This window comes from Streptomyces sp. NPDC059398, assembly GCF_042751845.1.
In the GTDB taxonomy this organism is placed as follows: Bacteria; Actinomycetota; Actinomycetes; order Streptomycetales; family Streptomycetaceae; genus Streptomyces.
The window spans coordinates 1-14,514 of sequence record NZ_JBHYWP010000008.1; the positions used below are offsets into that span (position 1 = coordinate 1).

The 14,514-nt window shown below is 66.9% G+C and carries 11 protein-coding genes and 2 pseudogenes; 4 read left to right on the forward strand and 9 right to left on the reverse strand.

What is annotated here, in order from left to right:
- Window positions 1-115: 115 nt before the first annotated feature.
- From ACFXBC_RS04970 to ACFXBC_RS04985, 4 genes are all read right to left on the reverse strand, one after another.
- The gene (locus ACFXBC_RS04970; protein ID WP_385018778.1) at window positions 116-3,319 is read right to left on the reverse strand and encodes a tetratricopeptide repeat protein; all 3,204 of its coding nucleotides are present in this window, start codon (window positions 3,317-3,319) and stop codon (window positions 116-118) included.
- Window positions 3,320-3,565: 246 nt separating this feature from the next.
- On the reverse strand, window positions 3,566-3,973 hold the full coding sequence (locus ACFXBC_RS04975) for a PIN domain-containing protein (RefSeq protein ID WP_385018780.1): 408 nt from the start codon (window positions 3,971-3,973) through the stop codon (window positions 3,566-3,568).
- Entirely contained in the window at window positions 3,970-4,242 is a 273-nt protein-coding gene (locus ACFXBC_RS04980) for a hypothetical protein (RefSeq protein ID WP_385018782.1), read from the reverse strand. Before ACFXBC_RS04980 ends, ACFXBC_RS04975 begins: the two co-directional genes overlap by 4 nt.
- 146 nt (window positions 4,243-4,388) lie before the next feature.
- Window positions 4,389-4,925 carry a Uma2 family endonuclease gene (locus ACFXBC_RS04985; RefSeq protein WP_385018784.1) on the reverse strand — a complete coding sequence of 179 codons (537 nt, stop codon included), beginning with the start codon at window positions 4,923-4,925 and terminating at the stop codon, window positions 4,389-4,391.
- A 227-nt stretch (window positions 4,926-5,152) separates the two neighbouring features.
- Here ACFXBC_RS04985 and ACFXBC_RS04990 point away from each other — a divergent pair.
- Window positions 5,153-5,308: pseudogene (locus ACFXBC_RS04990) on the forward strand (DUF255 domain-containing protein); the annotation flags it as partial.
- A 50-nt stretch (window positions 5,309-5,358) separates the two neighbouring features.
- On the opposite strand, the gene ACFXBC_RS04995 reads toward ACFXBC_RS04990, so the two are convergent.
- Together ACFXBC_RS04995 and ACFXBC_RS05000 are read right to left on the reverse strand one after the other, a co-directional pair.
- Window positions 5,359-5,748 carry a type II toxin-antitoxin system VapC family toxin gene (locus ACFXBC_RS04995; protein ID WP_385018786.1) on the reverse strand — a complete coding sequence of 130 codons (390 nt, stop codon included), beginning with the start codon at window positions 5,746-5,748 and terminating at the stop codon, window positions 5,359-5,361.
- On the reverse strand, window positions 5,745-5,963 hold the full coding sequence (locus ACFXBC_RS05000) for a hypothetical protein (protein WP_385018920.1): 219 nt from the start codon (window positions 5,961-5,963) through the stop codon (window positions 5,745-5,747). The genes ACFXBC_RS04995 and ACFXBC_RS05000 overlap by 4 nt, the downstream gene beginning before the upstream one ends.
- A 422-nt stretch (window positions 5,964-6,385) precedes the next feature.
- Between ACFXBC_RS05000 and ACFXBC_RS05005 the strand changes: the two genes are divergently transcribed.
- Window positions 6,386-7,240 (forward strand): hypothetical protein, encoded by an 855-nt coding sequence (locus ACFXBC_RS05005; protein WP_385018788.1) that lies wholly within the window; start codon window positions 6,386-6,388, stop codon window positions 7,238-7,240.
- Between the two features lie 23 nt (window positions 7,241-7,263).
- Here ACFXBC_RS05005 and ACFXBC_RS05010 read toward each other — a convergent pair whose 3' ends face one another.
- The gene (locus ACFXBC_RS05010; RefSeq protein ID WP_385018790.1) at window positions 7,264-8,130 is read right to left on the reverse strand and encodes a hypothetical protein; all 867 of its coding nucleotides are present in this window, start codon (window positions 8,128-8,130) and stop codon (window positions 7,264-7,266) included.
- Window positions 8,131-8,178: 48 nt separating this feature from the next.
- Complete coding sequence (locus ACFXBC_RS05015) at window positions 8,179-8,730, reverse strand: hypothetical protein (RefSeq protein WP_385018792.1); 552 nt, start codon at window positions 8,728-8,730, stop codon at window positions 8,179-8,181.
- Between the two features lie 642 nt (window positions 8,731-9,372).
- On the opposite strand from ACFXBC_RS05015, the pseudogene ACFXBC_RS05020 reads away from it, so the two are divergent.
- Window positions 9,373-11,413 (forward strand): annotated as a pseudogene (locus ACFXBC_RS05020) (thioredoxin domain-containing protein).
- A 72-nt stretch (window positions 11,414-11,485) separates the two neighbouring features.
- Here the strand turns inward: ACFXBC_RS05020 and ACFXBC_RS05025 are convergent.
- Window positions 11,486-12,154, reverse strand: a complete 669-nt coding sequence (locus tag ACFXBC_RS05025; RefSeq protein WP_385018794.1) for a hemolysin III family protein — start codon at window positions 12,152-12,154, stop codon at window positions 11,486-11,488.
- 283 nt (window positions 12,155-12,437) lie between these two features.
- Between ACFXBC_RS05025 and ACFXBC_RS05030 the strand changes: the two genes are divergently transcribed.
- Window positions 12,438-14,297: a phosphoenolpyruvate carboxykinase (GTP) gene (locus tag ACFXBC_RS05030; protein ID WP_385018796.1), complete on the forward strand. Its 1,860-nt coding sequence runs from the start codon at window positions 12,438-12,440 to the stop codon at window positions 14,295-14,297.
- Window positions 14,298-14,514 lie beyond the last annotated feature (217 nt).

The following is a 14,514-nucleotide window of genomic DNA, read 5'->3' on the forward strand; positions in this document are numbered from 1 at the left end:
GGCCGGGAGAGCCGCCTGTCCGGCGGCGGGGCGTGCGCGGTGACGGCCGGCGTGCGCCTACGCGGTTCGGACCCGGACCGCAGAGGCGCACGCCGGTCCACCGCGACGCCTGCGCCTACGCGGCCGGCACCGGTACGCCCATGATCTCCCGGGCGTTGCGGCCCGGCACCATGCCCAGCGGCCACGCCTGCCAGCCGTCGTCCAGTGAGACCCCGCGCTCCAGGATCAGCGTGTACGCCTCCGCGCACTCGGCCAGACCGGGGTCGCGGGCCGGGTGCGCCGCCCGGATCAGCTGGGACAGCTCCTCGGCGGCCACCGCGGTGCCCACCTCCGAGCCGCCGGGCGACGCGTAGGGCAGCAGCGTGCAGCGCAGGAAGCGCGCCCAGTCGCCGCCCCGCCCGTCGTCGTACGCGGTGAAGAGCGCCGCCGCCTCGTCGCAGAGCTGGAGCGCCTGCGCCGCGCGGTCGTTGCCCGCGTCGATCAGGGCCAGCTCCAGACAGGTCCACGCCTCACCGTGCGCCACCCCGATCCGGTGGAAGTCGGCCCGTGCGTCGGCCAGCAGCTGACGGGCGAAACCGCTGTTGCGGAGGTTGCCGGTCTGCGCCGCGCGCTGGTCGCGGGTGACCCGCCCCGAGTGGTGGCGGGCGCAGGCCAGCCCGTACATGTCCCGCATCCGCGAGAACATCGTCCGGGCCCGCTCCAGCTCCCGTACCGCCTGGTCCCGGTCGCCGCCCTCCTCCAGCGCCTGGCCCAGGTAGTAGAGCGTCCACGCCTCGCCCCTGGCGTCCTCGCTGTCCCGGTGGCGGGAGAGCGCCTGGCGCAGCTGGTCCACCGCGACCGAAGCATCCCCTTCGACCAGCCTGGCCCTGGCCAGCTGGGTCATCGCCCAGGCCTCGCCGCGCCCGTCCCTGGTCTGCCCGTACGCGTCGAGCGCGGTCCGCAGCTCCTCGTCGGCCCGCGCCACGTCGCCCAGGCAGAGACAGAGCTGGCCCTGCTGGAAGTGCGTCCACGCCTCACCGTGCAGCGAGTCGCTCTCCTGGTGCAGGGTGAGCGCCGTGGACAGCAGCGTCCGCGCCTCCGCCAGATTCCCCAGATCGCGCTCCACCGCCGCCAGCGCGTGCAGCGACCAGGCCCGGTCCGCGGCCAGCTCCGGCGCCGCCTGGAGCGCGACCGCCTCCCGCAGCCGCGCCGCCGCCTCCGTCAGATTTCCCTGGTGGTGCAGGGTGATGCCGAGCGAGCAGAGCGCCAGCGCCTCGCCCGCCCCCTGCTGGGCCTCGTGGTAGAGGCCGACGACCGAGGTCAGCGTCGTACGGGCCTTGTCCAGCTCGCCGAGCTGGCGGGCCGCGATCCCGGTACGCCACTGCACGGACCTGGCGAGCAGCCCCTGCCCGACGGCCTGGGTCAGCTCGCTGATCTCACCCAGCCGGTAGAGGTCGCCGCGCAGCAGGCAGTAGTCGCAGAGCGCGCCCAGCAGATGCAGCACCACCTCCTGGTCGACGCCCTCCGCCTGGCGCAGCGCCGATGTGATGAAGCTCGACTCCTCGTCGAGCCAGCGCAGCGCCGCGTCCAGCGAGGTGAAGCCGTGCGGCCCGAACTGGCCCGCCCGGGTGGAGAGTTTGCCGTCCACCAGCCGGATCACCGCGTCGGCCAGCTCCGCGTAACTCTGGATCAGCCGCTCCTGCGCCGCCGTGCGCTCCTGCGGCTGCTCCTCGTCCTCCAGCCTGGCCTGCGCGAACGCACGCACCGTGTCGTGCAGCCGGTAGCGGCTGCCGCGTACGTGGTCGATCAGGCCGGCCCGCGACAGCAGGGTCAGCAGCCGCCGCGCCTCCTGGTCGTCGGCGGCCAGCAGCGCCGCCGCGGCGGCCACCCCCAGACTGGCGCGCCCGGCCAGCGCGAGCCGCCGCAGCAGCCGCCGCCCCTGCTCGGGCTGGTCGCCGTAGCGCAGTGCCAGCGCGCGCTCGACCGGTTCGAGCTGCCGGTACGCGCCGAGGTGCGCGGCGAGTTCACGGGTCGAGCGCTGGCCGAGCGAGGACCCGGCCACCCGCAGCGCCAGTGGCAGCCCGCCGCACAACTCCGTGACGAGATCGCTCGATTCGGCGTCGTACGGGCTCTCCGGCTCCTCCGCGGTCTCCCGCAGCAGTTCCTCGGAGCCCGCCGAGTCCAGCGCCTCCACCGGCAGCTGATGCACCCAGGCGACGAGGTCGCCGGGCAGTTCGAGCGGGGCGCCCGACGTCACGAGCACCAGGCTGTCCGAACGCTCCGGTACGAGGACGCGCACCTGGTCCGGGTCCGACGTGTCGTCCAGTACGACGGTGACGGCGAGCCCGGTCAGATGCTGCTGGTACAGCTCGCTCAGCCGCTTCAACTGCTGCTCGGGCGAAGAGCGTTCGCGGAAGAGCAGCTGATCGCGCGGGGCGCCCAGCCGGTTCAGCAGATGGAGCAGCGCGTCCCTGGTCGACAGGGGCGGTTCGTCGCGGGTCGCGCCGCGCAGATCGACCACGCAGGCGCCGCGGAACTGGTCCCTGAGCTGGTGCGCGGCCCGGACGGCGAGGGTGGTGCGCCCGGAACCCGGGGCGCCGTGCAGCACCACGACCGTCGGCCGGGTCTCGGTGGAGGCGCGCGCCGCGTGCACCCACTGGGCGATCTGCGCCAGCTCCTGCCGCCGCCCCGCGAACGGCCCCTCGGCCTGGGGCAGCTGGCCGAACGACTGGTCGAGCGTGGAGCGCCTGCGCGCCGCCGCGCTCTTGTCGGCACCGCGCAGCTGCGGCGGGACGGCGCTCTTCGGCTTCTTCTGCGGCGCGGCGAGCATCCGCTGCTGGTCCAGGTACGGGCGGATACCGCGTACCTCCAGCGCCGTCAGCCACTGGAGCCGCAGCTGCTCGGTCCCGCCCGGCTGCCCCTGCGCCCCGGCTCTGCGGTGGGCCGCGGGCCAGTGCTCGGCGGTCACCCTGGCGACGGTGGCCGCGGCCCCGGCGACGGCGACGACCACGCCCGTCCCGGCCGCGGTGGAGCCGCCCGTCCCGAGCACGAGGTCCGCCCCGCAGGCGGCGATGGCGGCAACCACCGTGACCAGCGCGGGCGTTGCCAGGGATGCGCGGTTGAAGTGCGCGGAGAGCGGATGCTGCTCGGCCTGCGCCGCGTCGAGTGCGCGGGTGTACGCGGCGTACTCGTCGGCGGCGCTTTCGGCCAGCGAATCGAGCGCACCACGCCCCCGCGCCAGCAACGTCCCCGCATCGGCCCGCCCACCGGCCCGCCGCACCTCCTCCTCGACAGCGCGCACCAACAGCCGCTCCGCTTCAGCCCGATGGCCGTCCCGCATCTGCATTCCCCCTCCGGGATACTCCGTTCGGAATGCAAGTGTCCTGCGTACGACGGCGGAACGCGAGGGAATGGGGGCTTGTACGGGGAACGGGTGACGGGTGGGCGGGTCGATCGACGGCAGCACGGCCTTCGTCCGAGGTCTTGGAAAACGCCTCGCAGGAAAGGGAGTCCAGATGCCGCCTGGTATGGGGTACTCGTCGTGCCGCCGACACCGTGAACGCGCAAAACGCCTGGCCCGCGGCTCTCAGGTCTCTCTGATGATCACGCGGCTGCCGCAGAGCTTCGACCAGTCATCGCGGTCGGAGGTCAGCACGACGACGGGGGCCGGGGCGCGAAGGGCGAGTGCGGCGACTAGCGCGTCGATGGCGTACTTGTGCCCGTGCAGGCCGCCGGCGTCCCGGAGCAGAGCTACCGCGGTCAGGGAGTCCTCCTGGCTGACCGGTTCCACCCGGAGCCGGGAGAGGATCCAGTTCAACCGTGCGAGATCAGTCTTCCCGTGCGCCGCTTCGACGATGGTCAAGGCGGAGACGAGGACATTGACTCCGGCCTGCCGGGAGGCTTCGATGCGAGCCGCCATCTTGCGGTCGTTCCGAAGCAGGAGGGACAGAGCTTCGGAGTCGAGGATCAGGGAGCGCGCGTGTTGCTCATTCACGCAGCGTCGCGCCCGCTGCCCTGGAAACGTCCCTCACCGAACAGCTCGCGACGGGCTTCTTCGACTTCCTGCTCCGTCAGCGCGCCATGATCAGCCTCGTGTGAGGCGACGATCTCGGCGAGGCCGTCCATGGCGAGCTGGTGGCGTACTGCTTCCGCGACATAGCTGGAAACACCGCGGCGTCCGGTTCGCGAGCGCAGCTCACTGATGAGGTCGGCGGGCATGGACACGGAGATGTTCTCAGTGCCTCCGGCGCGAGGTGGCGTCATGGCCACTAGTGTACGACAAGAACTATTACAAAGGGGTGGCGTGTGTGGTGACTACACGCGCGATGTCACGTCCGGCCAGCTCGATCCGGACGGCCCGGGAGCCCCGGAAGAATGCTGGTGCTGCCGTCGTAGGCGAACGTCGGCTGTCAGATGGTCCCGAGGTCCACGGCGACGGAGAAGGGCGCGTCAGCCTTGATCGCGCCGGTGAACATCTCCCCGTCCCGGTAGATCTTGCTGGCCGGGTCGAGCACGTAGGTGTAGACGATGGGGACACCGGTGACGGCCTGCTCGATGCGCCAGTAGAAGGGGATGCCGGCCTTGGCGTACTGGTCCACCTTCACGATCCGGTCGGTGGTCTCCGAGCCCGGCGACACGACCTCCGCGACCAGCAGCACATGCTCCGGGCGGGTGGGCGCGAGGTCGATGGTCTCCGCCCGGTAGACGACGACGTCCGGGCGCCGGTTGGTGAGCGGAACGTCCTGCAGGCGGACGTCGAAGTCCGTGTCGGCGTTCCAGTCCGGGCCTGCGGCGGCGTCCAGGGCATTGGCCAGGATTCGGGCCAGGCGATTGTGCCGCTTGGAGGCGCTCGGGCTCGCGACGACCGTTCCGTCCACGATCTCGATGCCGGCGCACTGCTCCTGGGACCAGGAGTCGTACTGCTCCGCGCTGATCCGGGTGTGCATCTACGCGGGCGCCACCATCTCGGCGGTCATGGTGTGCCTCCTTCGAGGTGCTTCCGCAGGTCCGGCTCTGCTGGGCTCAGCCTACTGTCCTGCGGCCCCGAGGCGCCCGCCTTCGGATGGGGATGATCTTCGGTGTGGTGCATTGCGGTGTGGTGCGGTCCGGCCGGGTGGGGCCGGGGCCGTGTGGTCTCTGCGACGGGGCTGGGCCCTGTGAGAGGCTGGGCCGCATGAACCGGCTGGCTGGTGTGACCTCGCCTTATCTGCTGCAGCACGCTGACAATCCGGTCGACTGGGGGCCCTGGTCGCCGGAGGCGTTCGAGGAAGCCAGAAGGCGGAACGTTCCCGTGCTGCTCAGCGTCGGGTACTGGTCCTGCCACTGGTGCCAGTGAACTCACTGATCCAGTAGTCGACAGTGCTTACACGTCTCTGATGATCAGCGCTTCCCGCAGAGCTTCGACCAGTCGTCACGGTCGGAGGTCAAAACGATCACGGGGGCCGGGACGCGGAGCGCAAGCGCGGCGACGAGGGCGTCGATCGCGTACTTGTGCCCATGTAGCCCGCCTGCGTCCCGAAGCAGCGCCCCGGCGCTCAGAGAGTCTTTCTGGCTGACCGGTTCCACCAGCAGCCGGGAGAGTACCCACTCTAATCGCGCCAGATCGATCTTCTCGTGTGCTGCTTCAACGATCGTCAGCGCCGACACGAGGACGGGTACTCCGGCCTGACGGGATGCCTCGATGCGAGCTGCCATACCGCGGTCGTTGCGCAGGAGCAGAGAGAGCGCCTCTGAGTCGAGCACCAGCGAGCGGTCTGGCTGCTCCGTCACGCGGCGCCTCGTTCGGAGCTCTCGTCTCCGAACAGCTCGCGTCGAGCGGTTTCGATCTCCTGCTCGGTGAGCGCGCCGTGCTCCTCTTCATGGGCCGCGACGATCTCGACGAGTCTGTCCATGGTGAGCTGATGCCTGACAGCCTCTGTGATGTAGCTGGACAGCCCTCGGCGACCGGTTCGAGAGCTCAGCTCGCTGACCAGCTCGACGGGCATGGACACCGAGATGTTCTCGGTGGTCCCGGCTCGGCTCGACTTCGTGTGCGCAGTGTAGGACAAGTTCTATTACACCGAGACGGCGTCGTCGTTCCTTGGCGAGCTGATCGACGGCCGGTGCTGCACTCATCCCGCATCAGCTTCTGTGACTTGGGAAGAGACCCCTTGCAGGAAGACCCCACCGATGCGTTCACTCGTCACTACCCGACAGGACTCAATTAATCCTCCAGCCCTGAAAAATTTACAAATATGCTTTTTCTAGATAAAAGTTAGGAAATTAAGACAAAAGGCATTTTTGGATCTGAGTCATCTTGCCACGTCGAGTTCGACCGTGATGTTCTCTTTTTGATTATGAAAATTCGAAATTGATCAATTTAGATTTTCAGGTGACGTTTGCTTACAAAGTCCGATACGGTTTTGGGATGACCATCGATAGCGGACTTCCTCGGAATGCGCCCGCACCACGTCTCGTTCAAGTCACTCCGGAGATGTCGGAGATCCTTCTATCCCGAGCGGTGGTCAATCGTCGCTTGGACTGGGGGCAAGTGGATTTCTTGGCGGATTCAATTCTCCGAGGGGAGTGGCAGTTAACGCATCAAGGGATTGCACTCGACGGACCTCTTGAGACGGGGTCACTCCTCGATGGCCAGCACCGCTTGAATGCCGTCATCAAGGCCGGTATCCCAGTGTGGATTTATGTTTTCGAAGGGCTTCCGAGAACTGCGTTTCCTGTCCTTGACACAGGCAAGCGTCGAAGTGGCGTGGATGCGCTTTTTTCCACTGGCGAGAAGTATCTTCCCGTTCTTTACTCCACAATTCGTCACGTTCTTCTGTTCAAGAATATGCCGGACTCCTCATGGAGTGGCAATGGGGCCCGAATCGCGAATGGTCGGATTCTTGCGGCATATAACGAAGACAGTGACATGTACCGAGAAGCTGTGGCGATGGGCCGCGAGATCTCTAGGCATGTATTTGCGAGCCCGACTGGGGTGGCAGTGGGGTATTTCGTCACAACCGAGGCGGCTCCTGCAGTGAAGGCAGATAGTTGGACCGAGGGGCTGACCTCAGGTGCAAACCTTGAGGTTGGAGATCCGCGGCTCGCTCTGACCAAGGTCCCTCATGTGAAGAGAAGGGCGGCCAGGCGTCGGTATACCATGCGTGAACAAGTGGCTATTTACATTAAGGCATGGAATGCCTGGGTTCAGGAAGACAAGGTCGAGAAGCTAGGCTTTAAAAAAACAGAGAACATGCCGATTCCAGTAGAGGAGAAGTTTTGACCGGTGATTCGATAGAGTGAATGCTAAGAGAAGTTGGCACCGCTACGAATTAGCGCATCCCCTGACTCGTTCATCACGACCACGGGCCTGTCCAGAGACTTGGCCATGCGCTCAATGAAATCGCGCGACAAGAATACGCTACTGTCTTCCGGATGGCGTGCGGTAATACTTACCTCGGTATTTTCCCATGAGGCGTTGATAACCTGCCATCCAATTTTAGAAAATGATGTCACGATGAATTCGTCTTGGCTGATTCGTCGACTGCGCGATAGTTTTTCTTCGGCCTGATTTACCTTCCCTTCCAGACTTGTCCTGCGATATTCTTGTTTTCGAACCAACAAAAGAATCTCTTCGAGCATCTCCGCCTCTGACCGTTCGATTGGATTTCGTGCACCTTCTGGCAGGGATGCTCTTCGGGCTTCTTGAAGCATCCTTCCCAGTTCGGGCCAACTCCGCACGAATGCTCGTTCCAGGCGATCTTCGACCACCAGTCGTCTTACTGACGCCTTGTTCATATCGCTAATCAGCTTTCGGACGTCGTCCCGATTTTCGCCTACGGTGGCCTGAAACTTGGAGAGTGGGCCGGTTAGGTCTGCAATCTTCATGCCAATGAGGAATGGGGCGACATGGGCAATTTCGAATTTCTTGGCAAGTGATCCTGCCTCGAAATTGATCCACGTCGATGCTTGGTTCTCCGGGGTCACGCAGATAATTCCGAAGTCTGTCGCGGCAAGTTCATGAGTAATTTCATCGATCCCTCTCCCTCCTTTGGCAATGTCTTGACTCGAAACCCATGGATCAAGCTCTTGGATGACATCCGGAAGCCAGCACTTGAGAGCCTCGGCAACTTGCCTGGAGCGCTCTCCGGACCAACTCAGGAATACCTTCATAAAGGGTTCGCCTCCCCGTGTATTCGTTGCCGACTGCCTAAATTCTCGTTAGGGTCGGCTCAACTTCAACAGTTCTTCTTGCTCGGCTTTCAGAGCGATGTACGAATCGCGCACGTACGACAGAAAATCGCTTCCCGGGTGACGGATCAGCGTCGAATCGTTAACAGAGGCGGTGCCCCAGTCTGCCAATAGGGCATCGTAGGTTGCTGCATGGGCGCAGAAGTCAAGCACTACCGTCGGCATCTCCCTTTCGATGATGAGATCTCCGCGCGCGGTGACGATTTCTCTTATCTGTTGGGCCCTTGGGGCAAAGACAGTCTCGACCCACACGTGCCATCGCATCGACACCGAATCCGTCAGCGAAACCTCAGGTGATACTCCACGATCAGTTGGAAAGTATGCTCTCCGATATTCGCTCCATGCCCGTTCGTTGGTCTCCACCAAAACGAGAAGCGGGCCGTAGAGTTCTCTTAGCTGGCTGCTTACCCAGTTGATCCGTTCCTTCCTGAGGGATCTACGAACTTCACCTCGATGATTCAGCCAGTACGCCATGATTGCGACTACGATACCGGTTCCTGCTGTCACGATTGATGCAACCATTTGCTCCTCCATGGTGGTGTGTGAGGATATCCAAATAAGGTCGACGCTAAACCTTCGTAGTAATAATATTATAGTAATTCATCTCCGGGCTTCGGATCGGTAGGGTGGCGGACCAGGGTGGTAGTGAATCGATCCTCGGTGGCTGCCAAACATTGAAACGGCCTCAATTTTCGTTGCCGGAGGCTCGCGCGGCCGTATGGTGATAAATCCACGCCACGAAATTCCCTGATTATCCACCCAACCATATGCAGGAGCTGGACTGCTGCCGAGGGCTGCGTTTTCGTAGACCGGCGGCGGGTGATCAGATATTGGTGGGCAGGGCATCTACTGTCCGCATTGATGACCGCAGTCCTGGTCTCGCTCCGTTGAATCTCGAAACTGCCGACGCCGGGGCGGGCCCGTGTGGGCGAGCCGTTCACCTCTGTGTGATTGCACCCGTCGCGGCAGTGGAGGACACCGCCGCGCAGCTCGTCGTCCGGCTGAATCGACCTGCACCTGAACGTACTGCCCTGTGCAGAGGGCGGACTCGCTGGAGTGGGGGGCCTGGACCGAGAAGGAGCTCCGTGCCCCTTCTGCCGAAGCTGGCTGATGTTGGGGCAGCCGCTCTGGGCTGGCCGACCCAGAGCGTGCGACGATGCCTGTATGAACCGACTGGCTGATTCCCAGTCGCCCTATCTCCTCCAGCACGCCTCCAATCCTGTGGACTGGTGGCCATGGGGAGAGGAGGCGATGCAAGAGGCCAAGCGGCGCGACGTTCCCATCCTTCTCTCGGTGGGTTATTCGTCGTGCCACTTAGCCTGATGATCACTGGTGCCACGTCATGGCCCACGAGTCCTTCGAGGACGAACCGACCGCCGCCTATCTCAATGAGCACTTCGTGCCGGTCAAGGTCGACCGCGAGGAGCGGCCGGACATCGACGCCGTCTATATGGAGGCCGTCCAGGCCGCCACCGGGCAGGGCGGCTGGCCCATGACCGTGTTTCTCAATGCCGATGCCCAGCCCTTCTACTTCGGTACGTACTTCCCGCCCGAGCCCCGGCACGGCATGCCGTCCTTCCGGCAGGTGCTCGAAGGGGTCACCGGGGCCTGGACCGGCCGGCGCGGTGAGGTGGACGAGGTGGCCGCCAAGGTCGTGGAGGATCTGGCGGGGCGTTCCCTCGCCCAGGACGGCGCCGGGCCGCCCGGTGCGGAGGAGCTCGGGCGGGCGCTGCTCGCGCTGACGCGGGAGTACGACGCCAGGAACGCCGGGTTCGGGGGTGCGCCCAAGTTCCCGCCGTCCATGGCCGTCGAGTTCCTGCTGCGCCACCATGCCCGTACCGGCTCCGACGGGGCCCTCCAGATGGCCGCCGACACCTGTGAGGCGATGGCGCGCGGCGGGATGTACGACCAGCTCGGCGGCGGGTTCGCGCGGTACTCGGTGGACCGGGAGTGGCGGGTGCCCCACTTCGAGAAGATGCTGTACGACAACGCCCTGCTCTGCCGGGTCTACACGCACCTGTGGCGGGCCACCGGATCGGAGCTGGCTCGCCGGGTGGCCCTGGAGACCGCCGACTTCATCGCGACCGAACTGCGCACCCCCGAGGGCGGGTTCGCCTCCGCGCTGGACGCCGACAGTGAGGATGCGGACGGCCGGCACGTCGAGGGTGCCTACTACGTCTGGACCCCGGCGCAGCTGCGCGAGGTGCTGGGCGAGCAGGACGGTGAGCGGGCCGCGCTGCTGTACGGGGTGACCGAGGAGGGGACGTTCGAGGAGGGAGCCTCCGTTCTGCAGTTGCCGGGTGACGACGTCCCCGCCGGGCTGCGTGAGCGGCTGCTCGCCGCGCGGAGCCTGCGGCCCCGGCCCGGCCGGGACGACAAGGTCGTCGCGGCGTGGAACGGTCTGGCCGTCGCGGCACTCGCCGAGGCCGGTGCCTGTTTCGAGCGGCCCGATCTGGTCGAGCGCGCCACCGAGGCCGCCGATCTGCTGGTGCGGCTGCACATGGACGACGGCGCCCGGCTCACTCGTACCTCCAGGGACGGCCGGGCCGGTGCCAACTCCGGTGTCCTGGAGGACTATGCGGATGTCGCCGAGGGGTTCCTCGCGCTGGCCGGGGTCACGGGCGAGGGGGTCTGGCTGGAGTTCGCCGGGTTCCTGCTCGATCTCGTACTCGACCGCTTCACCGGTGCGGACGGCACGCTCTACGACACCGCGCACGACGCCGAGCCGCTGATCCGCCGCCCCCAGGACCCGACGGACACCGCGACCCCCTCGGGGTGGACCGCCGCCGCGGGGGCGTTGCTCTCGTACGCGGCGCACACCGGCTCCGAGGCGCACCGCACCGCCGCCGAACGGGCGCTCGGTGTGGTGAAGGCGCTCGGCCCGCGGGCACCCCGCTTCATCGGCTGGGGGCTCGCGGTGGCGGAGGCGGCACTCGACGGGCCGCGTGAGGTGGCGGTGGTCGGGCCCGCGGGTGACGCCGGGACGGCGGCCCTGCACCGCACCGCGCTGCTCGCTACGGCGCCGGGGGCGGTGGTCGCGGTGGGGGAGAGCGGCAGCGAGGAGTTCCCGCTGCTGGTGGACCGGCCGCTGATCGACGGGCGGGCCGCCGCGTATGTCTGCCGGAACTTCACCTGCAGTGCGCCGACGCCCGATCCGGCGGTACTGGCCGGGCAGTTGGGCGGGGTGCGGGACGACGACGCGTAGTCACTGCTGTGGCCGGGGTCCGTACCGCGTAGAGGTACGGGCCCCGGCCACAGCCGTATGTGGTGCGGGCCGTCAGTAGGCGACCAGGGAGATCGCCACGTACTGCGTGATGAAGGCGGCCAGGGTCAGCGAGTGGAACACCTCGTGGAAGCCGAACCAGCGCGGTGACGGGTTGGGGCGCTTGAGCGCGTAGATCACACCGCCCGCGCTGTAGAGCAGCCCGCCGACGATGACACAGACGAGGACGGCCACCCCGCCCGCCCGCATGAAGTCGGGCAGGAAGAAGACCGCGGCCCAGCCCATCGCGATGTAGCAGGGCGTGTAGAGCCAGCGAGGCGCGCCGACCCAGAAGACCCGGAAGGCGATGCCCGCCAGGGCCGCTCCCCAGACCGCCCAGAGCAGCGGCGCCGCCGTCGACCCGGGCAGCAGGAGCAGCGTCAGGGGTGTGTAGGTGCCCGCGATGATCAGGAAGATGTTCGCGTGGTCGAGCCTGCGCAGTACGGCCTCACCCCTGCGGCCCCAGGTGCCGCGGTGGTACACGGCGCTCACCCCGAAGAGCATGCAGGCCGTGAGGATGTAGATCGCGCAGGCGATACGGGCCCGGGTGGAGTCGGCGAGAGCCACGAGCGCGAGTCCCGCGACGATCACGGCCGGGAACATCCCGGCGTGCAGCCAGCCGCGCAGCCGCGGTTTCACCAGGGCCGGGCGGGGCGCGGTCGCTTCTGGGGCGGCGGAAGTCATATGTCGATGCTACCTACGTATCGATGGCTACCTACGTATCCGTAGGTTTCCGGTCTCCGGTCGCATCCGTGGCTTTCCGGTCTCCGGTGCGGCCCGGCCCTTTTCGGCGCCAGGCCGGCGAGTGGTGATGCTCACGTGAGAGGCCCCCTGGACAGATGGGCGGAAGACGCGGATCATCAGATGAGTGCGAGCGGCACCGGATGAGCGGCTACGAAGCATCCGGGCCGTTGCCCCCAAGGGGCAGATCAACCCTCAACCCCTCAAAACGTGCATTGGAGCAATCGTGGCGCGCGACATCGCGGCTCCCGCTGTCCTTCCGACCGCTGTCCTCCCGACCCGGCACCAGGAACTGATCTCGTGGGTCAACGAGATCGCCGAGCTGACCCAACCGGACAGTGTGGTCTGGTGTGACGGTTCCGAGGCTGAGTACGAGCGCCTGTGCGGTGAGCTCGTTGCCAAGGGCACCTTCCGGAAACTCGACCCGATCAAGCGCCCGAACTCCTACTACGCCGCGTCCGACCCGTCGGACGTCGCACGCGTCGAGGACCGTACGTTCATCTGCTCCGCCAAGGAGGAGGACGCCGGCCCGACGAACCACTGGAAGGCCCCGGCGGAGATGCGCGAGATCTTCTCCGGGTCGGGCGGTCAGGGCGGAGTGTTCCGCGGCTCGATGCGCGGCCGCACGATGTACGTCGTCCCGTTCTGCATGGGCCCGGTCGGCTCGCCGCTCTCCGCGATCGGCGTGGAGATCACCGACTCCGCGTATGTCGCGGTCTCGATGCGCACGATGACGCGCATGGGCCAGGAGGTCCTGGACGAGCTGGGATCCGACGGCTTCTTCGTGAAGGCCGTCCACACCCTCGGCGCCCCGCTCGCCGATGGCGAGGCCGACGTCCCGTGGCCGTGCAACTCCACCAAGTACATCTCGCACTTCCCCGAGGACCGGGAGATCTGGTCGTACGGCTCCGGCTACGGCGGCAACGCCCTGCTGGGCAAGAAGTGCTACGCGCTGCGCATCGCATCGGTAATGGCGCGGGACGAGGGCTGGCTGGCCGAGCACATGCTCGTACTGAAGCTGACGCCGCCGCGCGGTGAGTCCAAGTATGTGGCCGCGGCGTTCCCCTCGGCCTGCGGCAAGACCAACCTGGCGATGCTGGAGCCGACCATCTCCGGCTGGACCGTGGAGACCATCGGGGACGACATCGCCTGGATGCGCTTCGGTGAGGACGGCCGGCTCTACGCGATCAACCCGGAGGCCGGATTCTTCGGTGTCGCGCCCGGCACGGGGGAGCGGACCAACGCCAACGCGATGAAGACCCTGTGGGGCAACTCCGTCTTCACCAACGTCGCGCTGACCGACGACGGCGACGTCTGGTGGGAGGGCATGACCGAGGAGACGCCCGCCCACCTCACGGACTGGAAGGGCAACGACTGGACCCCCGAGTCCGGCACCCCCGCCGCCCACCCCAATGCCCGCTTCACCACCCCGGCCGGGCAGTGCCCGATCATCGCCCCGGAGTGGGAGGACCCGAAGGGCGTGCCGATCTCGGCGATCCTCTTCGGTGGCCGCCGCGCCTCCGCCGTACCGCTGGTCACCGAGTCCTTCGACTGGAACCACGGGGTCTTCCTCGGTGCGAACGTCGCGTCCGAGAAGACCGCCGCAGCCGAGGGCAAGGTCGGTGAGCTGCGCCGCGACCCGTTCGCCATGCTGCCGTTCTGCGGGTACAACATGGGCGACTACATGGGGCACTGGGTCAAGGTCGGCCGCGACGCCGCGCGGGAAGGAGACCCGGCGAAGCTGCCGAAGATCTACTACGTCAACTGGTTCCGCAAGAACGACGCGGGCAAGTTCGTCTGGCCCGGATTCGGTGAGAACAGCCGGGTCCTGAAGTGGATCGTCGAGCGCCTGGAGGGCAGGGGCGAGGGCGTCGAGACCCCCATCGGCGTGCTGCCGGCCAAGGGTGCGCTCGACACCAGCGGTCTGGATGTCTCGGAGGCCGACATGGACTTCCTGCTCACGGTCGACAAGGAGGTCTGGCGCGAGGAGGCGGCCCTGATCCCCGAGCACCTCAACACCTTCGGCGACCACGCGCCGCAAGAGCTGTGGGACGAGTACCGGTCGCTGGTGAAGCGCCTGGGCTGAGCCCTTCCCCGGATCTCCCGGATCCCTTCGGCTCCCCGCGGAGCCGTCCGAAAGCCGCGCGGCGGGTCCACCCGACATCCGCCCTGACCTGTGGGGTCATCCCGGCCCGCCGCGTACGGCCCGGGCCCCGGGACCCGGTCTGGGTTGGGGGGCCGGGGTTTTGGGAGGGGGGGGGGTCCGGGGTGGGCTGTGGGGGGGGCGGGGGTGGTGTTGGGCG